Source organism: Dyella tabacisoli (assembly GCF_003350925.1).
Lineage (GTDB): Bacteria > Pseudomonadota > Gammaproteobacteria > Xanthomonadales > Rhodanobacteraceae > Dyella_C > Dyella_C tabacisoli.
This window is the reverse complement of record NZ_KZ857173.1, coordinates 38,577-64,713: the sequence shown is the minus strand read 5'-3', so window position 1 is coordinate 64,713 and position 26,137 is coordinate 38,577. Positions and strand designations below refer to the sequence as shown.

General features: G+C 58.5%; 19 protein-coding genes. 16 read left to right on the top strand and 3 right to left on the bottom strand.

Annotated features, from left to right (window positions below; genetic code table 11):
• Nucleotides 1-35: 35 nt before the first annotated feature.
• The 7 genes from DVJ77_RS00225 to DVJ77_RS00195 all read left to right on the top strand — a co-directional run bounded on the left by DVJ77_RS00225 (nt 36) and on the right by DVJ77_RS00195 (nt 8,057).
• Nucleotides 36-1,652 carry a class I adenylate-forming enzyme family protein gene (locus tag DVJ77_RS00225; RefSeq protein WP_162791295.1) on the top strand — a complete coding sequence of 539 codons (1,617 nt, stop codon included), beginning with the start codon at nt 36-38 and terminating at the stop codon, nt 1,650-1,652.
• Nucleotides 1,653-1,656: 4 nt separating this feature from the next.
• The gene (locus tag DVJ77_RS00220) at nt 1,657-2,127 is read left to right on the top strand and encodes an acyl-CoA thioesterase (protein ID WP_114843476.1); all 471 of its coding nucleotides are present in this window, start codon (nt 1,657-1,659) and stop codon (nt 2,125-2,127) included.
• Between the two features lie 156 nt (nt 2,128-2,283).
• A complete protein-coding gene (locus DVJ77_RS00215; RefSeq protein ID WP_114843475.1) occupies nt 2,284-3,231 on the top strand; it encodes a hypothetical protein in 948 nt (315 codons plus the stop codon).
• 496 nt (nt 3,232-3,727) lie between these two features.
• Nucleotides 3,728-4,732: an AfsA-related hotdog domain-containing protein gene (locus DVJ77_RS00210; protein ID WP_114843474.1), complete on the top strand. Its 1,005-nt coding sequence runs from the start codon at nt 3,728-3,730 to the stop codon at nt 4,730-4,732.
• 92 nt (nt 4,733-4,824) lie between these two features.
• The gene (locus DVJ77_RS00205; protein WP_114843473.1) at nt 4,825-5,097 is read left to right on the top strand and encodes an acyl carrier protein; all 273 of its coding nucleotides are present in this window, start codon (nt 4,825-4,827) and stop codon (nt 5,095-5,097) included.
• Nucleotides 5,098-5,178: 81 nt separating this feature from the next.
• Nucleotides 5,179-7,035, top strand: a complete 1,857-nt coding sequence (asnB, locus tag DVJ77_RS00200) for an asparagine synthase (glutamine-hydrolyzing) (RefSeq protein ID WP_318530888.1) — start codon at nt 5,179-5,181, stop codon at nt 7,033-7,035.
• Nucleotides 7,036-7,169: 134 nt separating this feature from the next.
• The gene (locus DVJ77_RS00195; RefSeq protein WP_114843471.1) at nt 7,170-8,057 is read left to right on the top strand and encodes a DUF1684 domain-containing protein; all 888 of its coding nucleotides are present in this window, start codon (nt 7,170-7,172) and stop codon (nt 8,055-8,057) included.
• A 29-nt stretch (nt 8,058-8,086) separates the two neighbouring features.
• Here the strand turns inward: DVJ77_RS00195 and DVJ77_RS00190 are convergent, their stop codons facing one another.
• Nucleotides 8,087-8,974, bottom strand: coding sequence for a LysR family transcriptional regulator (locus DVJ77_RS00190; protein WP_114844161.1), 888 nt, complete (start codon nt 8,972-8,974; stop codon nt 8,087-8,089).
• A gap of 579 nt (nt 8,975-9,553) precedes the next feature.
• On the opposite strand from DVJ77_RS00190, the gene DVJ77_RS00185 reads away from it, so the two are divergent.
• The 9 genes from DVJ77_RS00185 (at nt 9,554) to DVJ77_RS00145 (ending at nt 21,837) form a co-directional block, all read left to right on the top strand.
• Nucleotides 9,554-10,783 carry an MFS transporter gene (locus DVJ77_RS00185; RefSeq protein ID WP_114843470.1) on the top strand — a complete coding sequence of 410 codons (1,230 nt, stop codon included), beginning with the start codon at nt 9,554-9,556 and terminating at the stop codon, nt 10,781-10,783.
• Between the two features lie 138 nt (nt 10,784-10,921).
• Nucleotides 10,922-11,743: a class I SAM-dependent methyltransferase gene (locus DVJ77_RS00180; protein ID WP_114843469.1), complete on the top strand. Its 822-nt coding sequence runs from the start codon at nt 10,922-10,924 to the stop codon at nt 11,741-11,743.
• 141 nt (nt 11,744-11,884) lie between these two features.
• The gene (locus DVJ77_RS00175; RefSeq protein ID WP_114844160.1) at nt 11,885-13,096 is read left to right on the top strand and encodes an efflux RND transporter periplasmic adaptor subunit; all 1,212 of its coding nucleotides are present in this window, start codon (nt 11,885-11,887) and stop codon (nt 13,094-13,096) included.
• 11 nt (nt 13,097-13,107) lie between these two features.
• Nucleotides 13,108-16,287 (top strand): efflux RND transporter permease subunit, encoded by a 3,180-nt coding sequence (locus DVJ77_RS00170; protein WP_114843468.1) that lies wholly within the window; start codon nt 13,108-13,110, stop codon nt 16,285-16,287.
• Entirely contained in the window at nt 16,280-17,764 is a 1,485-nt protein-coding gene (locus DVJ77_RS00165; protein WP_114843467.1) for an efflux transporter outer membrane subunit, read from the top strand. The genes DVJ77_RS00170 and DVJ77_RS00165 overlap by 8 nt, the downstream gene beginning before the upstream one ends.
• 140 nt (nt 17,765-17,904) lie before the next feature.
• Nucleotides 17,905-18,486 carry a YceI family protein gene (locus tag DVJ77_RS00160; protein ID WP_114843466.1) on the top strand — a complete coding sequence of 194 codons (582 nt, stop codon included), beginning with the start codon at nt 17,905-17,907 and terminating at the stop codon, nt 18,484-18,486.
• A gap of 474 nt (nt 18,487-18,960) precedes the next feature.
• Nucleotides 18,961-19,083: a hypothetical protein gene (locus DVJ77_RS21595; RefSeq protein WP_263853798.1), complete on the top strand. Its 123-nt coding sequence runs from the start codon at nt 18,961-18,963 to the stop codon at nt 19,081-19,083.
• 505 nt (nt 19,084-19,588) lie between these two features.
• Nucleotides 19,589-20,590 (top strand): LysR family transcriptional regulator, encoded by a 1,002-nt coding sequence (locus tag DVJ77_RS00150; protein WP_114843464.1) that lies wholly within the window; start codon nt 19,589-19,591, stop codon nt 20,588-20,590.
• Nucleotides 20,591-20,649: 59 nt separating this feature from the next.
• On the top strand, nt 20,650-21,837 hold the full coding sequence (locus DVJ77_RS00145; RefSeq protein ID WP_114843463.1) for an iron-containing alcohol dehydrogenase: 1,188 nt from the start codon (nt 20,650-20,652) through the stop codon (nt 21,835-21,837).
• A 129-nt stretch (nt 21,838-21,966) separates the two neighbouring features.
• Here the strand turns inward: DVJ77_RS00145 and DVJ77_RS00140 are convergent, their stop codons facing one another.
• Together DVJ77_RS00140 and DVJ77_RS00135 are read right to left on the bottom strand one after the other, a co-directional pair.
• Nucleotides 21,967-25,107, bottom strand: coding sequence for an eCIS core domain-containing protein (locus DVJ77_RS00140; protein ID WP_114843462.1), 3,141 nt, complete (start codon nt 25,105-25,107; stop codon nt 21,967-21,969).
• A gap of 11 nt (nt 25,108-25,118) precedes the next feature.
• A complete protein-coding gene (locus DVJ77_RS00135; RefSeq protein WP_114843461.1) occupies nt 25,119-26,135 on the bottom strand; it encodes a hypothetical protein in 1,017 nt (338 codons plus the stop codon).
• Between the last annotated feature and the right edge of the window lie 2 nt (nt 26,136-26,137).

Genomic DNA, 26,137 nt, shown 5'->3' with positions numbered 1-26,137 from the left:
ACCTCGATCATCACCCTATGAAAAGGCGCACAACAGTGACACCGACGCGATCGCTCTCTGCGACGACCATTTCCACACCGCCTGAGACGATCGGTGCGGGAAATTTTCTCGATCATGCTTGCGCCACCACCGATGTCAGGGCGCCCAAGATCTTTCTCGATAAACCATTGGTGGTGCAGGGAGAGCAAAGCCTTGATGAATTGTCGCTATTGCAAATCAAGGTGCTGAGCTGCCGGCTCGCGGCAAGCCTGTTCGATTTAGGCATCCGCGCCAAAGATCCGGTGGCGGTCTATCTCGATGAAAGTGCCGGCTATCTGCTGTGCTACTTGGCGTTGAACCATATCGGTGCGATCCCTGCCTTCTTGAATAGCGGTCTATCGGGCGATATCGCCAGTGCCTATATCGCCCGCATCGGTGCTGTAGCCGTCATCGCCGATGCCGCACGCATCGAGATCTTGAGCCATACCGAAGCTTTGCCAGAAACTGTTTCTTTATACGACTTCGGCGTCATTGAGCTCGCCGATGCCTCCAAATCGGTCGCCGCCTACCGCCATCACGATGACGATCCGGTACTGCTGGCCCATACCTCCGGGACAACCGGGATCCCCAAGGCCGTTCAATTCAATCATCAGGGATTCTTCCACGGAGTGCGGCGCCAGTTCGGCAAGACGATGGGCGGACGGGTTTTGTGCACGCTGCCGCTGTCTCACGCATCCTGCATTTCGGTGCTGATGTCGATCTTGCTACGCGGCGGTCAGATATTGCTGCAGAGCCAGCGCGATCCGGCGAGCCTGGTCGCCGCCATCGAGAAGTTCAAGCCGGAGATGTTCGCCGCATTTCCTAAAGTCTTTGTCGATCTTTGCCGTCTCGATCTGGACGCCTATGACCTGAGTTCGGTGTCGTGGTGGCTGAGTACCGGCGATGCCAACCACGAGTCTCACATTCGGAAACTGGTGCGCCAAGGCAGTCGTTCCGTCGAAGGCATACGCCGCAAAGGCTCGCTCTTCATCGATAACTTCGGTGCCTCGGAATTCGGCTATGCCATTTTCCGCAATGTCCACTCCCTGGACACTGACAACTATGGCCGTTGCATCGGCCTGCCGTTCGACTGGATCGACGTGGCCATCCTCGACACGCAGGGCACACTGGTCAAGCCTGGTCAGGTCGGTCTGCTTGGTGTGCGTTCGCCATCGGTGACCGCTGGATACTGGAACGACTCAGTGACCACCCAGCGCACCCGGCTGGCAGGCTATTGGCTTACCGGCGACCTGGCTTATCGTGCGGACGATGGCCAATACTTCCATGTCGACCGTATTTCGGACCGGATCGACCTGAGTGCCGACACCCTGTTCAGTTGCGCACTGGAAGAACGGATCATGCGCCACGTACCTGAAGTATTTGAATGTACGGTGGTCGAAGTGAGTGGTTCGGAAGGCAAGGCGCTGACCCTTTTGGTTGAATTGCAGCCACGCGAAGAAGACACCGTCGGCGAGCTTGCGCCACGCATCAACAAGCTTATGGAAAGCTGGGGGCACCCGGTATTCACTTCGATACTCAAGCAAAGCGCCCATGAGCATGTGGGGCTGACCGGAAAGAAGTTGAAGCGAAAACTGCGCAGCGAATCCTCAACGACACCGATCGGTTCTCGCTAACACTATGGCATTCGAATTCAAACTAAGACGCCTGGTGGAGTTCCACGAGACGGATAGCGCCGGCGTGGTTCATTTCTCGAACTTTTTCCGCTACTGCGAGATCACCGAGGCGGCATTCCTGCGCAGTTTGGGATTGACGCTGCATCGCGCCGACCATGCATGGGTCTGGCCGCGCATAGACGCTCAATGCTCGTTCCTGAAGCCTGCCCGGTTTGGCGACGAGCTGGAAATTCACCTCTTGGTGGTGCGCAAATCCGAGAAGACGATCGAATACATGTACGCCATTCACGTACTCGGCGCGGCAGCGGCAACGCTCGTTGCACAGGCGCGAATCGTTGTAGCCTGCGCTTCGTGGAGTGAGTCGGCGCAATCCCTCAAGGCGCGGCCGTTGCCGCCGGAGTTGAATGAACTCGTCGAAGAAGCACCGCAAGATGTTCTTGGATCGTCGCTGCGCCGGGTGGGGCGTGTCGGATAAGGCATGGGCGCGAATCGGAGCAAGCCCTTGGACACGATAGTCCGAACTTCCGTCGAATCGGATTCGCCTACATGGAGGGAGCGGGTTCTTCAGGTCGCGTCTCCGCTGGCAGCTGCGCTTTACCCTTTCTCTCTGAAGGGGTTTCATGCAAGCGTGATGGCGCTGCATTCCATGCCGGGGCAGGGTGGTGTCCTGCCATGGATGGGGGTCGTCCTCTTTCTGGTCATGGCGTTTGCGGTACCGGCCATGGCCATGGCGCTTGCCATGCGGTTCTCGGTCATCAGCTCGCCAACCATGGCGCAGTTGTATGCGAGGCGGGCGGCGATATTGGCCGTTGCCGCACCCACGATATTTACCTTCGCAGGCGTCGTGCTGTACATGCTTGGTGACCCGGTTTCCGACGTCTGGAGCCTGGTTGCTTTCTGGGGTCTGGTTGCCGTGGTCGTGGTGCGTGCGGGGAACCGCTCGCCATGGCCTGCTCAGGTACACAACAGCGCCAGGCCGTTCAGCGCGAAATGGCGCATGGCTCATGGCATATCCGCACTATTGATTCTGTTTCTTTTCCTCGGACTCCATCTGGTCAACCACCTGGTCGGCCTGATCGGTTCGGAAAACCACATGGCTGTGATGAAGGCTTTCCGGGTGATCTACCGTGCGGGACTGGTGGAGCCCGTCATCGTCGGCCTGTTTCTGTTTCAGGTTGGCAGCGGGCTTTATTTTGTCGGGCAATACACCCGCTCACCCTCGGATCGCTTCCGCACGTTCCAGCTCGTCTCGGGCGTCTATCTGGCTTTCTACATCATCGGGCACATGAACTCTGTTTTCATTTACGCCCGCACCTATCAGCGCATCGACACCGGCTGGAACTTCGCCATAGGCGCGCCGACCGGCCTGATTGAGGATGCTTGGAACATACGATTGTTGCCGCACTATGCGCTCGGCATATTCTTCGTTCTATCGCACCTCTTCGCTGGGGCGCGCCAGGTAATGCTGACGCACGGTGCGCAGGCGAAACTTGCCAATCGCGTCATGATCGGTGGCGCGTTGTTTGCAGCTTGCATCGCTACGGCCATCATGATCGGCATGTGTGGCGGGAGGCTCTAAGAGCCTGTTCAAGATTTCCGAGTAACCCGCGTCGAGCTGCCAGCGCCGTCAGGCGATGGTGCGTGACGCAGCGCCTGACTGTGCGCCAGGTGCGATAGCCGCGGCGGCTAGCTTGGACCTACAGAATTTCTTGATAACTGTTATACCTTTCATGCGTCTACCAAGCGACCTGCATCTGACGAATACTTCAGTGCAAATCTGGTCAAAGTCTAATTTGCCTGGAATATGAACGCTGTCCATCCAGGAGTGTCGCTGTGGGGAAAATAACTTCCGCTAATTGAAATGGCGCGTCGATGGCGGCTGTCGAGAATTTTAAGATGCGTAAATTATGGCGATGCGATGTATGCCTAAACGTCTATTTTATAAATAATTCGTAACCTCTATTTTGTGCACGTGCGCCGATTTCATTTGCATGCTGGTGGTACTGGTGGAAATGTTTTTTTGATTTAGAAGTGCAGGCAGGTTTCTTCGAATTGAAACAAAATGGAGACGGTTTATGACTGTTGAGTCAATCGCTAAGCTTGATTTCGATGGGACACTTTCAAAGAAGCTGGTTCATAAGGCATCTATTGACCAAGTGCTTCTGACCGGGTACATGCCGGAGCCGGATAATGGAACCTTGCTTTCAGCGCAGCTTCCGCGATCGCACGGTTTCTATTGCGAAAACATGGTTGAGGCCAAAAACTACGATATAGCGGCGTTGATTGAAATATGTCGGCAAGCCTGCTTTGTCGTTGCACACACCCAGTTTGGCGTTCCGCTGGAGGGCAACGGATATCAATTCCTGTTCCAGGAGCTGGTCGCGACCATGGTCAGTACGCGATCGGAAGCCTTCGGCGAGAAAGCGGGAAGCCAGCCCATTCAACTCGTTGTAAGAAGCACGATCGAGAAAGAATGGAAAAAGAAGAGCGGCGTAACATTCGGGCTGCAATGGTTTTATTCATTGGCCACCCCGGATGGAGTGCAAGTCGCTCAGATCAAGATCAAGCAGACCTGGCTCGAAAGGAGCGCATGGCGGCAAATACGCGAGATCATGCGTCGCGAGCGCGGCATATCTTCTCATCTTGAGATTCCGGCTGCGCCGAACAGCGAGTTGATGCCAAGTGAAGTGGCACGTACCAACCCGCACAATGTCGTTTTGCACGGCCTGCGCCGGCTTGGCGAACATTCGTACGAGGCCGAAGCCAGGATAGATACTCGGCATCCGGTGCTGTTTGATCGTTCGACCGAGCACATTTACGCAATGATCCAGATTGAGGTGTGTCGCCAACTGGCTTTGTATGCCGCTTCCAAGGCTCTGGGCATCGAAGCTTTTGATTTGGAAGTCTGGAAGTGCGATTCCACCTTTCTTACGGTTGGCGAGCTGAATCTTCCTGCCAGGGTGCAGGCAACCGTGAAGGCGGATGACTCCGGCACGCATCGGGCATCCGTGTCCTTGGCGATAAGCCAGCAGGATAGGCAGATTTCCGTTTTTGAAGTGGGCGTAAGGCCTATTGCCTGACCGCGGTGCCCGTAAATTCCATACGCCCATAAGCACCGATGTTCTTATCGGTTACTTGCGGACGCATCATAAATTTAATCTAGGATAATAAAATGGAAAGTTTTCGACTTGATGATTTGATCGAACTGCTTAAAGAGGCTGGCGAACAAGACGAGTCGGCCACGGTTGTCGTCAGCGAAGACGATGCCGATTCAAGCTTTGAAGAGCTTGGCCTGGACTCGCTTACGTTGCTTAATGTGGTCGTTCATATCGAGAAAAAATACTCCATCGGTATTGGCTTTGCCGCGGTCACCGATGCGAAAACGCCGAACGAACTGTTTCTATTGGTTCAATCGCATCTGATGGCTAAAAGGAAGATTGCCTGATTGCCCAGGGTCTTATTTCTTAAGGCCTGATTTCTTAAGCCTGATTGCTTAAGGCGTGATGGTGCAGTCTCTTCGTAAAACATGTTCGGAGGCGAAATGTGCGGAATTGCCGGTTGGGTTGACTTTGAATTAGATATGAATTTTCAGCTCGGTGTGCTCAAGGAGATGACGAAGTCACTAGCCAGCCGCGGGCCGGACGCAGAGGGCATATGGCATGACTCGCATGCCGCCTTGGGACACCGCCGTTTGTCGGTCATCGATCTTGCCGGCGGCCGGCAACCGATGGAGGCCGGTACGATAGGGGCGGATCAGGCGGTTGTGACTTTTTGCGGCGAGATATACAACTTCCGCGATCTGCGGAAGGAGTTGCAGTCAGCCGGCTTTACGTTCGAAACCGAAAGCGATACGGAGGTTCTCCTCAAAGCGTATCTGCAATGGGGCGAGGGTATGGCAACCCGGTTGAATGGCATGTATGCACTTGGCATATGGGACCGCCGCCGCGACGAACTCGTGCTGATACGGGACCGCATGGGCGTGAAGCCCTTGTATTACTACCAGACGCAGCAGGGGATCCTGTTCGGCTCGGAGCCTAAGGCCATACTGGCCAATCCCTCGGTGAAACGGCGTGTTTCTCTGAACGGGCTCAGAGAAATTTTCGACATGGTCAAGACCCCCGAGCAGACGGTCTACGACGGCATGTACGAAGTTCGTCCAGGGTATATCGTCAGATTCAGCAGGAAGGGTTTGTCGAAAGAGGCCTATTGGTCCCTGCAGGCGACTCCGCATGTGGACAACTACGATACGACCGTCCGCACGGTCAGGGATATTCTTTCCGATGCGGTAAACCGCCAGCTCGTAGCCGATGTCCCGGTATGCACACTGCTGTCCGGCGGGCTCGATTCCTCCGCGGTCACTGCGTTTGCCGCGAAGAATCGCTCACCCGAAAAGATTCGTTCGTTCTCGGTGGACTTCAAGTCGAACATGGAAAGTTTCGAGGTGGACGCGGTTCGCGGCGCACCCGATGCGCCGTTCGCCAGAGAGCTTGCGCGGCATGTCGGTGCGGCACACACCGAAGTTCTGCTCGACAGCAGCGAGCTTCTAGACAAATCGGTGCGGGACAAAGTCTTGCGGGCCCTGGATATGCCCTCCGTGTATTGGGGCGATATGTGGCCATCGCTTTATCTTCTGTTCCGCGAAATAAAGCGCCATTCGGTCGTTGCGTTGTCGGGCGAGGCGGCGGATGAGATCTTCGGTGGCTATCGATGGTTCCATAATCCGGCGGCGGTCCAGGCTAATACCTTTCCGTGGCTGACCTCCGGCTCCGCCCGTTATTTCGGCGGCCTGGGCCTGCTGGCCCCGGAGCTGCTCGGCCAGCTTGATATCGAAACCTATCGCAAAGATCGATATAGCGATGCCTTGAAAGAAGTGCCGGTATTGCCCGGTGAATCGGCAACCGATCGGCGCATGCGGGAGATCACCTATCTCAATCTGACGAGATTCCTGCAGACGCTGCTCGATCGGAACGATCGGATGAGCATGGCGGTAGGCCTGGAGGTTCGGGTTCCGTTCTGCGATCACCGACTGGTCGAGTATGTGTTCAATGTCCCGTGGCACATGAAGAATGTCGACGGCCGCGAGAAGAGTCTGCTTCGTGCCGCCGCCAAAGACGTGTTGCCGAGCGCGATTTATAACCGCGTCAAGAGCCCGTACCCCGCCACCCAGGATCCACAGTACGAAAATGGATTGCGCGAGGAATTGGCAGAGCTGGTGGCTGACCATAACGCTCCGACTCATGCATTGCTGGATATGAAAAAGGCGGGTGCGTTGATAAAGCGCACCGAGGCAGCCACTAGTCAGCCCTATAACCGGGGAAGCCTTGAGGCCACCTTGTCGCTCAATAGGTGGATGAGCGAGTACGCCGTGGATCTTGCGGTGTAACAGGGCACTGGTCGGCGCATTCGATGTCGTGTGTCCGGCTGTCCCGATGCGGCGCGTGCCGCATCGGGACAGTGTCGCCGCAGCCACGGTCTACGTCTGAGTTCTGCAGTGGCTCCTGAATCTTTGGAGGTTATATGCGCGACCATTTTGCTTTTCCAGCCGATTACCTGCAGCAAATTCAGCGATGGCAAAAGGAGCGGGCAGAGCATCTGCTGGCACCCTCTGGCTGGTTGAGCCTGGTGGGGTTCGATTGGCTCAAACAGGGGGCTAACCGAGTCGGTAGCGCGGCTGATAATGACATCGTGTTCGACGGCGGGCCGGCGTATCTGGGTATCGTGACCTTGTTGCAGAACGGCGAGGTGCACATCCGGTTGAATGCGGAAAGCGAGGCTGCGATAGACGGCAAGCCGCTGCGTGAAGCCACATTGCTTGACGACACTCAAACCGGGGGCGGACCTTCGACGGTCAGCTTTGGCGCGGCGCAGTTCTACGTGATTAATCGCGAAGGCCGTAAAGGGCTGCGGGTGAAGGACGATGAGGCCGTTACACGCAAGCATTTCGGTGGACTGGATTATTTTTTTATCGATTCGTCCTGGCGCGTGATCGCCGACTGGATTCCGTTTGCCACGCCCGCCAAGCTTCGGATGACGAAGCGGCTGGGTACAACGGGTGTTGTCGATGTGCCCGGCAAGGCGGTGTTTCAGCGGCATGGTCGCAGCTATGAGCTGCTGCCTTATCAGGAGCGGCCGGACGGCGATCTGTTCTTTGTGCTGGCTGACCAGACCTCGGGCAACGAAACCTACGATGGCGCTCGTTTTCTATATGCCGCTTTACCCAAGAATGGGCAGATCGTGCTTGATTTCAACAAGGCGCATAACCCACCCAGCGCATTTACTCCCTATGCGAACTGCCCGCTGGCGCCGCCGGAGAACCAGCTAGAGATACGCGTGACCGCCGGCGAGAAGCGCTATCGGGGCCATCAAGCCCCATCGCCGAGTGACGCTGGCATCGAGTCAGTGTGATCTCATCCGAACTCAGCACGGGAATGCGGCTACTCCAGTACGAGATGGTTCGCCAGATAGGTATAGGTGGTCGAGACGCGGGTTATATGCCGGGATTCGGTGTGGGTCAGCAGCCAAAGCTGCGTTTCGCACTCGTCCAGAGGTTCTGACAATTGCACCAGATCGCTGCGATGTTGGGCGAGGAACAAGGGAATAAGGCCTATGCCCAACCCGGATGCGATGGCGTCCACGACGGACAGGATGCTGTTGACTTTGTAGCGCGGCGTTACCTGTGGGTAATGCCGTTTGCGCCACTGCACGGTGCTATGTGCCGGCAAGGCATCGTCGGGCGCGATCCAGGCGCATCGCGACAGGTTGGACAGGTCGAAGTTGGGCATGTTGTGCGTCCGTGGCCCGAATAGCGCCATACGCATTCGGCCGATGAGCTTGCCGACGAGGTGGTCATGCGGTTGCCGGGTGACGCGCAAGGCTATATCGGTGTCGCGTTTTGCCAGGCTGGCGAATTCGTTGCTGGTCGTGAGCTCGAACTGCAGCAGCGGCTGGGCTATCGCCAAATCTCCGAGTACGGGGAGAACCAGCCCGCGCAGGATGGTGTCGGTCATGGCAATTCTGACCGAGCCCGTCACGAGGCCGTCACGGTCTTTTTGCATGGCTGTCCGCGCGGCTTCAAGTTCAAACTCGATGCGTTCTGCATGCTGGACCAATTGGAGGGCAAGCTCGGTGGGTTGAGAGCCGCTGCGCGAGCGCTCGAATAATCGTTGTCCCAATCCTTTTTCAAGTCGTTGCACCGACCTGAATACGGTGGATCCATCAACACCGAGGCGTTTTCCTGCCTCAACCAGGGTTTTGGCTCTCACTACGGCCAGAACGACCTCCAGATCCGTCGAGGTCATCTTGAATTGCATTTCTGCAAGCATGAATTGCATTCTCGACTATTTATTTTGCTGGAAAGCAATGTAGCTTGTACTACATGACAACTGCAACGGGACTATGGAGCTGTGCTTGGCTTTGTTTGGCCTATTGCCCGAAGTGACCGGAAGTAGCGTTACTTATCAATAAGTTGTTCAGGTTCTGGATGAGTCTTGCAGCGGTCGGACACGACCTGGGATGACGTTGGAGCGCCGGGCCGGCGGTCGTTGGATGACTTGCGTGGTACGGCCTTCGCGGCTGATTGGAGTGCTCCTGTCCTTAGGTATTCCTGCTCATTGAGCATTAATGTCGCGCGGTTTCGAAAATTATTTCAGAGGCAATGTTTTTTTGTTTTCACAAAAAAATCATTTATATCGCTATCGATTATTACTCTAAAGCGGTTCTTATGCTTATAAGCAATATCTTAATAGCTAATAAGAAATATGGTTTAAGGCGAAATAAAAAGCTGTACGAACCTTGGTTAAAGAACATCTGGGCAAGCTTCGGTTGCTGAAGTCGGACGTTCTGCGGAACGCCGGTTTTGCGCTGATGCGTCTTTGTTTATACATCCACTACAGGCATTGGCTATGACGACTAGAAATAGGGGCATTGATCCAGCGGATGACCGCTCCACCGTTCGTGCCGCGGCTGCCGCCCCGGCACGCCTTCCGATGGCCGCGCTGCTGGCGCTGGCCGCTTCCATCTTTATCACGATTCTGACTGAAACCTTGCCGGCGGCCTTGCTGCCGCAAATGAGTGCGAGCCTGCGCGTTTCCGAGCCTCTGGTCGGTCAACTGGTAAGCATTTACGCGATCGGGTCGATCGTAGCGGCGATTCCGTTGACGATCGCAACGCAGGGCTGGGGACGCAAGCTGCTGCTGCTTATCGCCGTGGGTGGTTTTGCTGTCGTCAACACGGTAACAGCCATATCGACCAGCTATGAGCTGACGCTGGTGGCGCGGTTCTTCGCCGGTGTGTTCGCTGGCTTGTTATGGGCGCTGGTTGCCGGTTATGCGGCGCGCATGGTGCCTGAGCATCAGCAAGGGCGGGCCATTGCCATTGCGATGGTGGGCACGCCGCTTGCGCTCACCATCGGCATTCCGGCCGGCACGTTCCTGGGTACGGCCATCGGCTGGCAATACACCTTCGGGACGATGAGCCTGCTGACCTTGCTGCTGGTGGCTTGGATGGTCATCAAGCTCCCCAACTTCGCCGGGCAACCCGCCGGAAAAAGACTGCCGATCTCCAGTGTTTTCTCCTTGCCTGGCGTCAAGCCTGTGCTGTTCGTGACGCTCACTTACATTCTTGCGCACAATATTCTCTACACCTACATCGTGCCGTTCCTGGTACCGGCCGGCATGGCGGACAGGATCGATGTCGTGCTGCTTGTATTCGGTCTCGCGGCGCTTCTCGGTATATGGATCGTCGGCGTTCTCATCGATCGCTGGATGCGCGAGCTGGTCATTGCGAGCACGGCGCTATTTACGGTCGCAGCCCTGGTTCTCGGTCTGTGGGGCAAGAATCCCATGATCGTCTACGCCTGCATTGCTGCTTGGGGTTTGGCCTACGGCGGCACGGCAACGCTGTTTCAGACCGCTTCGGCCAAAGCCGCCGGGAGCGCGGCCGATGTGGCCCAATCCATCATCGTGACGGTATGGAACGTAGCGATCGCGGGTGGCGGGCTTATCGGCGGCATTCTGCTCAATTCGTCCAGCGTTACGTATTTCCCCTGGACGCTGCTGACGCTGCTGGTTCTTGCGTTGCTTGTCGCCTTCAACGCGCGCTCGGCCGGCTTTCCGTCCGCAAAGGCTGCTTGATCGATTTCAGTGCAGTACTTCAATGCAGTACTTCGGAGGCCGCGATGCATCTGCCTCGCGGCCTTCGGCAGAACGATTCATACGGCTTAGATGCCGGTAGCGATTCCGTAACTTGGCTAGCTTGCGAGTAGACCGATCATGATTAATCGATTCATTCTGGCGTCGTGCGCATTGTTGTTGTTCGCCAACGCCCCCGCACAGGCGCAGGGCTCGTCGGATCTATCCGGCTTTACTTCAGCGCAATATCAGGCGCAGTTGGATGGAGCCTGGCGTTCGCCGGAAAACCGCGCTCGCGACAAGTACCGTCATCCCACGGCGACCTTGCAGTTTTTCGGCCTCAATCCCGGACAGACCGTGATCGAGATCACTCCGGGCAATGGCTGGTACAGCGAAATTATCGGGCCGCTGTTGCACGACAGTGGGCATTACATTGCCGCCGTGTACGCGGAGGGAGGCGGTGAGAACGCGAGCAAAGCCAAAGCATCGTTGGCCAATAAGTTCTCTCTGGATCCTGCGCACTACGGTAAAAGCTCCATCGTCGAATTCAACGGCAATGCGCCGGTATTCGGCTCGGCGGGTTCGGCCGACCTGGTATTGACCTTCCGCAATGTGCACAACTGGTCGGTTGCCGGCAATGCGCCGGCCATGTTCAAGGCGTTCTACGCCGTACTCAAGCCCGGCGGTGTGCTGGGCGTCGTGGATCATCGCGCTTCAGCGGGCGTAGACGACAGCAAGAACGGTTACGTGCCGGTCGCCGAGGTCATTAAGTTGGCTACCGATGCCGGCTTCACCTTGGATGCGCAGAGCGAGATCAACGCCAACCCCAAGGATACGAAAAATTATCCCGAAGGCGTGTGGACGCTGCCGCCGACACTGAAGTTGGGCGAGCGGGACAAGGCCAAGTACCTGGCCATCGGCGAGTCGGACCGCATGACTCTGCGTTTTATCAAAGCTAAATAGCGCGCCGCCGTGGCGCGCTCCCGTTTGCTTCGGCGAATTGATGATCGAAGCCGACGTTTTTTCGACGCGAAGTCATCGAACCGCACGTTCGGCTGCTCGCAGGTATCAGGTCATAAAGGGAAAATCATGAAGATGCTGTTGATGCCGCAAAGCGGAGTGGAAACTGGCGCGCTGCTGGCTTATGCGCCCAAGCTTCTCCTGGCCTCCATCGCGACGCTGGTGCTGGCCGGTTGCCAGGACGGCAAGGCCGCAGCGGATGGGGCACCGCCCGCGGCAGTCAGCGTGGCGACGTTATTGTCCAAGCCCGTGCAGGAATGGGACGAATTCAACGGCCGCGTCAGCGCGGTCGATTCGGTCGAGGTTCGGCCGCGCATCAGCGGCTATGTGCAGCGCGTCGCCTTCAAGGAGGGCGACGAAGTGCATAAGGGCGACCTGCTATTCGTCATCGATCCGCGCCCCTATCGTGCCGCGCTCGACAGTGCCACCGCACGTCTTGAGCATGCTCGCGCGACGGCCGTGCTGGCCCAGACTCAGGACCAGCGAGCTAAGGCCTTGTTCCAGGCCAAGGCCACATCCAGCGAAGAGGCCGAAACGCGTCAGGCCGAGTATGCGCAGAGCCATGCCGATTTGCGCGCCGCCGAGGCGGCGGTGGCTACCGCCAAGCTCAATGTGGAGTTCTCCGAAGTGCGCGCACCGATCGATGGTCGTGTCAGCCGGGCCATGCTGACGGCAGGGAACCTCGCCGTTGCCGACCAGACGCTGTTGACTTCGGTGGTGTCGCAAGACCCGGTCTATGTCTATTTCGATCCCGATGAGCAGAGCTATCTGCATTACCAGACGCAGGCGCGACAAGGGCAGGGCCGCGCGACCTCATCGCCCGTGCGGGTGGGTCTGGCCAACGAGCAAGGTTTTCCGCACCTGGGCACCGTCGATTTTCTCGACAATAAGATCGATTCGGCGACCGGCACCATCCATATGCGTGCCGTGCTTGCAAATGCCGATCATGTGTTTACGCCCGGCATGTACGCGCACGTGCAACTCGCCGGCGCCGGTTCGGCCAATGCGTTCCTGATCGATGACAAGGCCGTATTGACCGATCAGGACCGCAAATATGTCTATGTGCTCGGGCCTGGCGACAAGGCCATGCGCAAAGAGGTCAAGCTCGGGCGAATGAGTAATGGACTGCGGGTGATCGAGTCAGGCTTGAGCGCCAACGACAATGTGATTATCGACGGGCTGCAGCGGATTTTTTATCCCGGCGCGCCGGTGAAACCGACGATGGTCCCGATGGAGGTTGAGGTCGCCACGGCACCCGCGGGTGGCTCCGGCAAGACGGCGACTGTCGCGAAATGAAAGGCTCATCGATGGATTTCTCGAAATTTTTCATTGATCGGCCGATCTTCGCCATCGTGCTGTCGATCATCATTTTCGCGGTGGGCGCAATTGCCATGCCGTTGCTCCCGGTCGGGGAGTATCCCGATGTAGTGCCGCCGAGCGTGGTGGTGCATGCGATGTATCCCGGCGCCAATCCGAAGGAAATAGCCGAATCGGTGGCCACGCCGTTGGAAGAAGCGATCAACGGCGTTGAAGGCATCATGTACATGCGTTCGGTGGCCGGGTCCGACGGCGGCTTGCGGGTCGTCGTTACCTTTCTTCCGGGCGTCGACCCGGATACCGCGGCCGTGCGCGTGCAAAATCGTGTAAGCCAGGCGTTGACGCGGCTACCCGAAGAGGTGCGGCAGTACGGCGTGACCACGCAAAAACAGTCACCCACGCCGCTGATGTACGTCAGTCTGTACTCGCCCGACAATCGTTACGATCCGCTATATCTGCGCAACTATCTGACGTTGCATGTCAAAGACGAATTATCGCGTTTGACCGGCATCGGCGACGCTCAGTTGCAGGGGTCGGGCGACTATGCGATGCGCATCTGGCTCGATCCGAACAAACTGGCTTCGCGCGGCCTGACCACGGTCGACGTCATCAACGCCGTGCGCGAACAAAATGTGCAAGTGTCGGCCGGACAACTGGGTGCCGAGCCGTCACCGAAAAAGACCGACTTCCTGATTTCGATCAATGTGCGCGGGCGCCTGCGCAGCGAGCAGGAGTTCGGCAATATCGTGCTCAAGAGCGGAACCGATGGTCAGCTCGTCCATCTTTCCGATGTGGCGCGGACCGAACTCGGTGCCGGCGATTACACCATGCGGGTGTTCCAGAACGCCCAGAACGGCGCGACCATCGGTATCTTCCTGTCGCCCGGCGCCAACGCGCTGGGAGTTGCCGATGAGGTGTATGGGAAGCTGCGCGAGTTGTCCGCGAGTTTCCCGCCCGGCGTCGCTTATCACGCCATCTGGGATCCCACCGTGTTCGTGCGCGAGTCGATCCGCGCTGTGGAACATACCCTCATCGAGGCGGTGATTCTGGTGGTATTGGTGGTGATCCTGTTTCTGCAGACATGGCGCGCCTCGATCATTCCCCTGGTTGCGGTACCCGTGTCGGTCGTCGGCACCTTCGCTCTGCTGTACCTGCTGGGTTACTCGGTCAATACGCTGACGCTGTTCGGCCTGGTGCTGGCGATCGGTATCGTCGTGGACGATGCGATCGTGGTGGTCGAGAACGTCGAGCGCAATATCAAGCAGGGCTTGAGTCCTCGCGACGCCGCGCATCAGGCGATGCGCGAAGTATCGGGGCCGATCGTGGCGATCGCCCTGGTGCTTTGCGCGGTATTCGTGCCCATGGCATTCCTCACTGGCGTTACCGGCCAGTTTTACAAACAGTTCGCGGTAACCATCGCCATTTCGACGGTGATCTCGGCGATCAACTCGCTCACCCTGTCACCGGCACTGGCGGCGAAGTTGCTCAGGGGGCACGACGCTCCCAAGGATGCATTGGCAAGAGCGATCGAGCGCGCGTTCGGCTGGTTGTTCCATCCGTTCAATCGTTTCTTCCAGCGCAATTCCGAGCGATACCAGGGGGCAGTGGCACGCGCTTTCGGTCACCGCGGCACGGTGTTCGCCGTCTATGTAGGCTTGTTGATCGCCACCGGTTTGCTGTTCCACGCGGTGCCCGGCGGCTTCATTCCGACCCAGGACAAGCTCTATCTTTTTGCCGGCGCCAAACTGCCCGAAGGCGCTTCGCTCGCTCGCACCGATGCGGTAACGCGCAAGATGGTGGAGATCTCGCGGGGCGTTGAGGGGGTCGATATCGTGTCGGCCTACGCCGGCCTCAACGCATTGCAGACGGTGAACACGCCCAATCTCACGGCGTCCTACATCATCTTGAAATCGTTCGACCAACGCAGCCGCAGCGCAGCGGAAATCAACGCCGAGCTTAACGCCAAGTTCGCCGGCATCAAGGACGGCTTCGCCTATGCCTTGTTGCCGCCACCGATCCAGGGCTTGGGCAATGGCTCGGGTTACTCGCTGTATTTGGAAGACCGCGCCGGGCTCGGTTACGGAGCCTTGCAGAATGCGCTGGGCGCATTCCAGGCAGCCATCGCGCAAACGCCGGGCATGACCTTCCCGGTCAGTTCTTATCAGGCCAACATTCCGCAGCTTGAGGTCAAAGTCGATCGCGACAAAGCCAAGGCGCAAGGGGTTGCACTGACCGACCTGTTCGACACCATGCAGACTTATCTGGGTTCGACTTACATCAACGACTTCAACATGTTCGGGCGTGTCTATCGGGTCATCGCCCAGGCGGACACGGGTTATCGCCAACAGGCAGCGGATATCGGCAATCTGCGTACGCGCAATGCACGCGGCGAAATGGTGCCGATTGGCTCGATGGTGTCGGTTGCCTCGACCTATGGGCCCGATCCGGTGATGCGCTACAACGGCTATCCGGCCGCCGACCTGATCGGAGACTCTGATCCGAAAAAGCTCTCGTCGGCGCAGGTGATCGCCAAGTTGACCGAGATCGCCGCGAAAGTGCTACCGCCCGGCATCACCTTCGAGTGGACCGACATCAGCTACCAGCAAGTGACGCAAAGCCATGCGGCGGCCGTGGTGTTTCCTCTCTCGGTGATGCTGGCCTTTCTCGTGCTTGCTTCGCTCTATGAGAGTTGGACGCTACCGCTGGCGGTGATCCTGATCGTGCCGGTATGTATGTGCGCGGCCTTGCTGGGCGTGTGGTTGACGGGCGGCGACAACAATGTGTTTGTGCAAGTCGGCCTGGTCGTACTCATGGGCTTAGCCTGCAAAAACGCGATTCTCATCGTCGAATTCGCCCGCGAGATGGAGTTGCAGGGCATGGGAACGGTCGAGGCTGCGCTTGAAGCCTGCCGCCTTCGCCTGCGTCCGATCGTGATGACCTCGATTGCCTTTATCGCCGGCTCAGTGCCGTTGTTGCTCGGTCATGGCGCCGGCAGCGAAGTGCGCCTGGCGACCGGTGTCACCGTTTTCGCCGGCATGCTCGGCGTGACCTTGTTCGGCCTGTTCCTGACTCCGGTCTTCTATGTAGCGCTGCGCAAGCTGGCGAGTCGGCGTGGAGATGCCCTGTCTATGCATCATGACGGCGGCACTTTGGAGGTGAGCCATGATTAAGACCCGACTTGCCGCTGCGATGCTGCTGACTTTCGTGCTGGCCGGCTGTGCCGTCGGCCCGGATTTCCGCCACCCTGAGACGCCGACACCGGAGCGCTTTGCGCGCAAGGAGAAGCCTGCCGACGAGAAACCCGCGGACGAGAAACCCTCGGACAGCGGGAGTGGCACGACAACCGACAGCGAATTCTGGCAGAGCTTTAACGATCCACAGTTGACGGCGCTGATCGACCAGGCGCTTGCGGCGAATAATGATCTTCGTCTCGCGCTGTCGCGTTACGACAGCGAAAACGCATTGTTGCGCGAGGCAAAATTCGACCGCTATCCCACCATCACGGCGAACGCGCAGGGCGGTCATCGCTTGGTGAGCAAGGATCAATCGTATGGCTTCCCGCGCGGCTCCCGCTTTTATAGTGCAAGCGCCAATGCAAGCTGGGAGCTGGATCTGTTCGGCCGGGTGCGCCGCCACGTCGAAGCCCAGCGTGCCGAAACAGCCGCACGCGCCAGCGATCTGCAGGCTATGCAGATCAGTATCGTCGGTGAAGTCGCCAGCACTTATGTCCAGTTGCGTGGCGCGCAAGAACAACTGCGTGTCGCACGCGCGAACGCCGACAATCAGCGCGAAACATTGCACTTGGTCGATACGCGCTTGCGCGCCGGACGCGGTACCGACTTTGATACCGCGCGTGCACGGGCACAATTTGAGATCACCGCATCGCGCGTGCCCGCGTTGGAGGCGCAGATTGCGGTCGACGAGCATCGACTCGCGGTGTTGACGGCGCGCTCGCCGGAAGTTTTGATAGCCGACCTTGATGCGCAAAAATCGCTGCCCACGCTGCCGGCCGATATCGATCCGGGCACACCGAGCGATCTGCTGCGGCGCCGGCCCGATATCGTCGCGGCGGAACAACGGCTACACGCATCGACTGCGCGTATCGGTGTAGCCACTGCTGATCTTTTTCCGCGACTGAGCCTGAGCGGCGCCTTAGGCAGCCAGGCGTTTCGATCTGGCGATCTGTTCAAGAGCTCCAGTGAAACCAGCCTGCTTGCGCTCGGCATCGATTGGTCGTTCCTCGATATCGGCCGGGTTCGCGCGCGGATCGCGGCGAGTCATGCCGATGCTGCGGGGCTGCTGGCGCAATATCAGCAGACGGTATTGCTGGCATTGGAAGATACCGAAAACGCCCTGGTGCGCTACGCACGCACGCGCAGCGAGGACGAGCAGCTCGCACGTGCGGCTGCCGACAGCGCGCAAGCCGCGCAACTGGCACGCGTGCGTTTCGAGGCCGGTGCGATCGATCTATACGAAGTACTCGACGCCGAACGCACCCAGTTGCAGGCCCAGGATGCCTACGCCGACAGCCATACGCGCACTGCAACCGCGGCCGTGGCGCTTTACAAAGCCCTGGCCGGCGGCTGGCCGCAACATATACCCAAGCGCGAAGGGTTGGCGACCTTGGCCTCACCTCTAACCCAATGATGTAGATCATCAGGTACGCTGTGATGTGCCGTCCACCAAGACCATGTTTTCGCGCCGACCGATTCAGCGAGTGCTTAGGCGGGCAGCTTGCGGCGAGAACGAGGGGACGGCACTTACTTCACAACCGAATGAAGCTACCCATGCGCGCACTTCCCTTTATCGTTACCGCTACTCTGCTGAGTTCCGTTGCGCCATCGGTCCGGGCCGCTCCAGTCACTTACCAGCTCGACCCCACCCATACCTTTGTCGTACTGAGCCGGCGAAATTACGGTTTCTCCAATCCGATCGTGGTTGCCGTCATCGATAAGGGCACGTTGATATTTGACGATAAGGATCCGTCCAAGTCCTCGGTGCAAGTGACGCTGCCGATCGCCAAGCTCGATACCTTCGTGCCGCAGCTCAATATTGAGTTTCAGAGCGCGATGTTCTTCGATGCCGGAAAATTTCCCACGGCCGTCTACAAGAGCAAGCGGGTGCGGTCGCTCGGCGGTGGAAAATATACGATCATCGGTGACCTCACCGCACATGGTGTGACCAGACCGGTCGTGCTGCAGGCGACCCTGAACAAAGCAGGTTATAACCCTGTAAGCAGGGCCCAGGCGATTGGCTTCGACGCGACTGCCACGTTGAAGCGCTCTGATTTCGGCATGAATTTCAACGTGCCTGACGTCAGTGACGAGATCACCCTGAAGATAACCACCCAGGCCGATGCTGCAAAATAAGCCGGCATAAACCGGCGGTTTAATTGCCGACGCCGCAAGGCGACGGGTGGATAAGCAGTAACTTGCGCCATGCTATCGCGCCCACTATTCGAGAGCGGTACTAGAGGACAGCCTTTAGTGCATTGTCCAACGTATTTGCAGGTTTGACGCCGTCGTCACAATGACTACACCATAATTTAGCTCTTTAAGGGCTGTAAGGTCATTGAGTGGTAAATGGTTAATTAATACTACATTAAATAATCAAGATGGTGTCGCAAAAGATGCGCTTTGTCGGTGTTATATGTTTATTTTATTTTACGACGTCTTGTTGGGTGAATGGGCGGTTTTATGAGATGTCGGATGGTGAATCAACATCATAAGATTGTAGTAATTATTGCTAATAATGTATCGACTAAATAAGCAAGCTCCTGTCATGCATATATCAACCAACGATCCAGACACCCCTGCCGATCACGAAAAGGTGCGCCTTTTTCGATGTCGGGCAAACAGGCGTCGCGCGAGGTCTTCCTCGCCGCGATAAATAAAGCGGTGCCGTGGGATGCATTACTTGCCTTGGTCGAGCCGGCATGGCCGGTGAGAAAGGGTGCGGGTGCGTGACTGCGGCGGCGCTGCACAGCCATTTCATAAAGCACCGGTTCGGTTACGTCGATCCGGTAATGGTGGAGGGTGCATGGCGATTTACGTTGGATTACCGTTTTGTTGCATGTTTAATGTATTTCGACCTTATAAGACACTGTACGAACAATATGGCTATTGGTTATTACAAGGCCATCCGTCATGACGATATATTCAAGGTCTTCTGGCGGCGATATGGGTTATAACTATAGTTATATAGAAAATCCATGAGTGTTAAGTCATGATTCACCTTGTAACTATATTCTCTGGAAGAGTTGAGTATTCGCCGTCATTAGTGACTAGGCGAGGTGATTGAAGTGGTCGATGCGCGGTGCGCCGATGTTTATCGGTGGCATTTTTTGTTGTATTAATTTTTGATCTATACGGATGGCCGTTTGCGTGCCATGCCGGGGTTGTGTGCTTATAAGAGTTTAAAGATCAGGGAACAGCAGCGCTCCTCAGGATTGCGAGAAGGATTGATAGCCGTATGGCCAAAGGCAACTCCAATCAACTCACCCTAATGAGTACCTTCGTGCGGATACTCTCTGCCGGCAGCCTATCCATGGCCGCGAAGCAGTTGAACACGAGCCAGCCAACCGTCAGTCGCCAACTACGGATGCTGGAAGCACATCTTGGCATGCAACTTCTCAATCGAACCACCCATAGGATGAGCCTTACGGAAAGCGGCCGGCGTTACTATGAGTACGCTCGTAAGCTCGTTGAAGGGCTGGAGACGTTCGAGAACGAGCTGCGCGGCGAGACCGGTTGTCCCAGCGGTTTACTGCGTGTGGTGGTGCCCAGCGTCTTAGGACAAGAGTGGCTGATAGAAATAGCTGCTCAATATCTCAAGACCTATCCCGCGGCTCGCCTGGAGTGGCGTCTCAGCGAATCATCGGTGCGATTTGCCGAAGATGCCGTTGACTGCGCGATCCGCGTCGGGGCGGTAAAGGACGAGTTGGTGATCGCACGTCAGTTGGGCGAGGTACAGAGAATCATCGCGGTGGCTCCATCATTGCTATCGCAACATGGCGGCATTCGTGCTCCCGAAGATCTGTCCAAGTTGCCGTGGGTGGCACTCTCTACCAACTGTCACAACAAGATCGACCTGCAAGATCAACATGGAAATGTTCGCGGGCTATCTATTTCCCCCAGCTTTATTGCCGACCATGTATTGGCGACGCGGGCGGCGGCTCTCTTGGGTGTCGGGGCCGTATTGATCTCGAAATGCGCTGTTCATGCAGATATCCAGTCAGGGCGCCTGGTCAGGATATTGCCCAACTGGTCTGGCACATCGGTGCCTATTTCTCTGGTCTACCCGCGATTGCAGTTTTATCCGCTGAAGCTGCGTAAATTCATCGAGCTAATAAGCTCACTGATGCCGCAACTCCTATCGTCGCCACAGGACGTTTGCGAACCCACGCGTGAGGGAATGGCAAGCAACCTGAATGCGGCAGGGAGAAAACGCTTGGCCGAGGGAGCTGGATCGTAGGGTGCCATGGGCGAATCCAACCATCGAAAGGGAAGACAGTGCAGGCAACCAACAACGCGATGAGTCGTGTTTCCTCGGTAGAAGAGGGGCGCGTTTCCGGGTGGTCGATGCCGGTACCGCTCCAGACGGTATCTTTTGGCATACCACTTGTGGATGCCTTGCCCGATGCGACGCGTCGGTTGTCTGCGCGTCGCGTGGTGGTCGTGACTGCGAACAGCCTCGCCGGATCCGGGGGGATGGCCGAGGTCGTGCGCAAGGCGCTCGGCCCGGCCTTTCTGTCGCTGGTCACCGGTATGCGCGCTCATACTCCCAGGGAGGACGTTATACGTCTGGTGGGCGAGCTTTCACATGCAGACGGTGTGGTGGCCATCGGTGGCGGGTCGGTTTGCGATGCGGTCAAGATCGCGCGTTTTTGTCTGGCGAACGGACTGACGGATGCGGTCGGCCTGGATCGCTTACTTTCCGGGCAGCACAAAGAAACCCATGCGATACCCCTCGTCAGTCCGTCACTTCCCTTTATAGCGGTTCCGACAACGCTGTCTGCCGCCGAGTACACCTCCTTCGCCGGGATCACCGATGAGCGCGGCCCGCACAAGAAAAGTTTTTACCATGCGGGGCTTGCGCCGGATATCGTGATACTCGATCCGCAGATGACCCTCGCTACGCCGCCACGTCTATGGCTAGGTACGGGCATTCGTGCGCTGGATCATGCGTTGGAGACATGGTGTTCGATAACCGCGACGCCTCTTTCCGATGCAACTTCCTTCTATGCGGCCAAGCTTCTTGTCGATGCACTGGAGAAGGCCTTCGAGTCGCCGACCGACACGGCGGCGCGTGCGGCCTGCCTGGAAGGGGCCTGGCTTTCCATTCAAGGCAATGCGGCCGGCGTTAAATCCGGCGCAAGTCATGGCATCGGCCGCGCCCTGGGCGGCGCGACGGGGATGCCGCATGGCGAGACGTCATGCGTGATGCTTCCGCATGTATTGCGCTACAACGCCGCAGTCAATGGAGATAAGCAGCACAGGCTTGCTTCCTCAATCGACGATTCGGGCCGCGAACTCGCGGACATCGTCGCCGATTTGGTGCAGCGCTTGGGGTTGCCCGGCAGATTGCGCGATAGCGGAGTCGACCATGCTCAGCTCGATGCGATTGCCCAAATGGCGATTCATGACCCGCTGCTTGCCTTGAATCCGCGTCCTATCGAATCGGTCGGCGAGCTACTGCGACTTTTGCAGCAGGCTTGGTAAGTCGCCATGGCGTACCCGGATCGTGAACAGGTTCCAACGGCGCCGAATCTGCGTGCCGGTAGCTCGCTCCACCCGCGCTGCGATATCTGATCGACGAGAGAGGGAGATACTTTTGTAATCCGCTCAGGCTCAATCGCCAGGCAGTTGTTTGTCGTCGACATGGGTGAGATCGGCGGCCGAGACCCAGAAGGTTTTCAGTTCACCCGTGGCGATGGTCCATTGGCCGCGGTTATCGGGGTCGCGTACATAGTCGGTGGTGCCGAATCCGGTGGTCTTGCCTTCGCCGGGACCGGCTCTGAAAGCGTTGAGCGGATCTTCGGACCATCCGGGCAGTGCACCAGGCGAGACACTGCGACCGGAGTCTTTGACTTCTTTCCAGACGTCGTCGATAGGCCGATAGACCGGGTACTGCGCGTAGGCTGCCGCGCGATAAGCATCGGCATTGGCGGGAGCCACCTGCACGCGGGTGCCGGCATAACCGGTCCATAGGTATTGAATGATATTGCTGGTTCGCCGGCCGACTTCACGCACCATTGGAGAGGGTCCCATTTGTCCGGCGGCATTGCGGATGAATTGTGAGCCTTGCTCGGAGCGGTAGATCGCCGCGCCTGCCTTCATGGTGAACATCTTGCCGCCGCGCTGCTCGGCCGGCATCGTCGCCAGTTCGTTGCGCAAGTCCGATTCGGCACGGGCGAGGGTCGATAGGCGGGCTTGATTCACTGCTTCGGTAATGTCGTAGCGGATCACCGCTTCGGCTGACATGTGATTGGCGACAGCGAAAAACTTGCCGTCGGTTTCCTGAATCGCGCCGAGGCTTTTGCCGACCGCCAGCAGAGATTGAAATTCGGTATAGGTGCCGATGCGCATCGCGATATTCGGCCGCAGGCTGTCGGCATCGATGTCGGCGACGTAGGGATAGAACATGTGGCCGAAGACGGCGGTATCGGGCTTTTGGCCTTCGGCGGCCGGCTTGCGATCGATGCCGTCCCAGACACCGGTGCGCGGGTTGGCGCCCAGAGCATTCCAGAAGGAGATTTCCGCATGTCCGCGAGCGATATTGCCGCGCTGCAGTTGCAAGCCTGCGCCGATCGGTCCCAATAGCTCGTTGAGCACCACGAAAATACCGCCCGCGGCCACGGCGCCCTGGGCCACGCCGCTAGGCCGCATTTGCGCCGGGGTATAGGGTTCGGGGTCCCAGGTACGTGCCAGCAGCGGCTGTCCGGTAGGGCTGACCATGCCGGTGGGAATGAGTTGCTCGCCGGTACGTGGATCGAATTGCAGGCGCTTGCCTTCGCCGGCTTCCAGCCGGTACCAGCGCTGATTTTCCTGGATGCCGAACAACACGCGGCCGGTGCCGGCATCGCGTGCTTCGATAAAGGTGGTGAACGGCACCACGATGACATCGCCTTCTTTCGCCTGTACCACCGACTCTTGCTTTGCCTCGGGTGGGGCTGGGGTATTAAGTGCGTCGACGTCTTTGGCTGCCGGCGCGGGTCCCTGGGTGATGCTTTCACCGGGAGCGACCAAGGTGCGAATAGCGATAGGGTGCAATTCGCTGTAACGGGTTTGCGCGCCCTCGCGCTGGACCCGGTAGAGTCGCCCGCCGACCGTGGCATAACCGCCATTCTCTGCGATCACCCGATCGATGGTGTCGGGGTCGCTGAGCTGTTCGTAGCGTTCCAGCTCCACGGCTTTACGCAGGTTGGCGTTGACCTCGCGCGCGAGGCCTTGCATGGCTTCAAGCGCGCCGGGTGAAAAGCCGCCGGGCGCATTGCCGCCGCTGCCCACTTCGCTGGTGGCGAGTGCCGCCTGCACCTGCTGCGGGGTAGGTGCTACCTCCGCTGTTGCCAGGCGCACCAGTTCGCCGCGCTGCTCTACCGTCAGCGCATCGCTCCAGGTCAGTGCGATGCGCAGCATCTCGCGGGTATCGATTGAATATTTGTCGCCTTCGTTGGGCACGCCTGGACGTCCGATCGTCTCCCATATCTGGGCATGGAAATCACCGGTGCGCTGGGTGGTGTAGACCTCCAGTTGCATCGTTGGAATACCGCTACTGAGTGCGCGCACGACGCGATCGACAAACAGGCTGCGGCCGACGCCGCCGGTGGTACCTTTTTCCGTTTCGACGAAACCATTGGTGACGCTGCCGGTGCCCGGATCGGTCGCGCCAAAAATGACCGACATGTCGTAACCGACAAAACGGTAATCGTCGCCGACGCGCGCCATGGCAACGCGGATGTTCATCTTGGCGCCAGCGCTTTCCGACAGAACGCGCATATCGCGCACGGTCAATTCGCCCTTGTTTTCCATGCGTTGCATTTCGGCATCGACGGCGGCACCCAGCGATGCGCCCGGATTTCGCCATTGAAAAGCTTTGCCCGATTCCATGATGCGATCTTGAAACTGCACGGGAACATCGCCTGGGCTGTAAATGCCATACGGCGCGAACACCCAGGTGCCATCGTAGGTCTTGACCCGCACGGTGCCGGGTGGCTGCACGGTGGTGCCGGCAATGGGTACGTCCTGGCGTCCGGCGAAATCCTTGAGGAAATCCGCTTGAATCAGCGGATCGGCCTGGCCGCGCTGCTGCAAGGTGTGAGTCAGCTCGTGCAAGAGCAGGCGGCGACCGCTGTGGGTATCGGGCGAGTAACGATCGGCGCCGAAGAAAATATTCTGGCCGCGCGTGAACGCGCGCGCGTCCAGCGCCTGCGCAGCCTCATGCGCATGGGCATCGTCGTGAATACGTACATCGGCAAGGCTGACGTCGGGCAGGCGATGCCCGAGTGCGCGCTGCAGGGGCTCGCGTTGACGTGGGTCGAGAGCTTGTCCACCGGAGGGCGTGCCGTACAGTGCAGGGGAGCGCAGTCGTTCGGCGCTGGCCAGCGTGGGCAGGTGCTGCACGGTATCGGCTTTGCCCACCGGCGTGGGCGCCCCCGGCATGTCGTGCGCGGTGTTGCCGCGATCTACGTTGAAACTGGCGCGCGCCATGCGCTCGGCTTCGCGTTCATGCAGGCCGCCGGGCATGCCTATGCGTAGCGGCGGCGGGAGATCGGCGTTGTCCAAGCCGGGTTTTGCCGATGCGCTATCAGGCTCGCGCGTGCCGCTTAAATGCCGCGCGGCGGCCAGGTTTCCGGCACTCGCGACAAACGCATCGGCCCCGCCGAGTTGCGCCGTATCCGCGGCACTGGGCTCGACCATGGCGGAGCTGTCGTAGCGGTGCGCCAACCAACTACGAAGACTGGCGCCTAGCTGATGGAAATGACTGGTCATCGCCGTTGGCTTTAGTGAATCGTGACGCGCGCTTGCCGCTGCTGTTCTTCATAAGCGTGTTTGGCGGCGGTAAAGCGCTCGTCGCCCAGGCGGCTGCGCAAGGCTTGCAGGGGTGGGCGAAATGTTTCCGCCGCTGCCTCGCGACCCAGCAAATCGATCAGCGTGGCCCAGCCGGTAGCAAGTGCGGCATAGGCTTCTTGTTCGGCTTGCGCATGCTCGGCTAGCTCGGAAATCATCATGCTGGCCGCCACATAGTTGACCGGCATCGAAGCATCCAGCGCGGCTTGTCGCGCTTGCGCCGCCGCCTCGCGCGCGCTGCCGACGTTGTTTTCTTGCAACAGCAAACTGGCCTGCAGCAAACGTAGATCGGACCGTGCTTGCGGATCGTCTTGCGCCTGCGCCTCGGCCCAGGCTTCTTGCCAGCGTTGATGTGCTTCGTTGGCCTGGCCTTGATGGCCGAGCGCGGTAGTGATTTCGATAAGCGTGCGCAAAGCGTCGCCCGCTTCGCCTTGAGCGCGGTAAAGCGCTCTTGCCTCGGATAGTGCATCCAAGGCGGACGCCCATTGCTCACGACTCGCCAAAAGCATCGCCCGGCGGCGTTGCATCGCGGCGATGGACGTCGCCAGCGCGCCGGCGGCCTCGGCATGGGTTATCGCAAGACGCCAATACTCCGCAGCCAGTTCCGCATCGCCTTGCACGCCGAGGCTTTCGGCTAGTTCCGCGGCGGCGGAAACCGCTTCTGGCGTATGCGGTGAGGCTTGTTCGAGCGCTCGCCGGGCGCGCTCGCAAGCCCCTTCGAGATCGCCGACGATACGCGACAAGGTCGCCGCGAGGTGGGTGCACCGGACTTCGTCGTAGTCATGCTGCAGTTGGTGATGCAGGGCCGCCGCCTCGTCCAGCAGGTCGCGCGCTTCGTGCAGGCGGCCGCTGCGAGCCAAGGGTTCGGCATGTTCGGCCAGCGCGAAAGCAAGCTGGCTCGGCTCGCCTTGTTCGCGGGCATGGCGTAAGCGTTGTTCGGTGGTTTGCATGC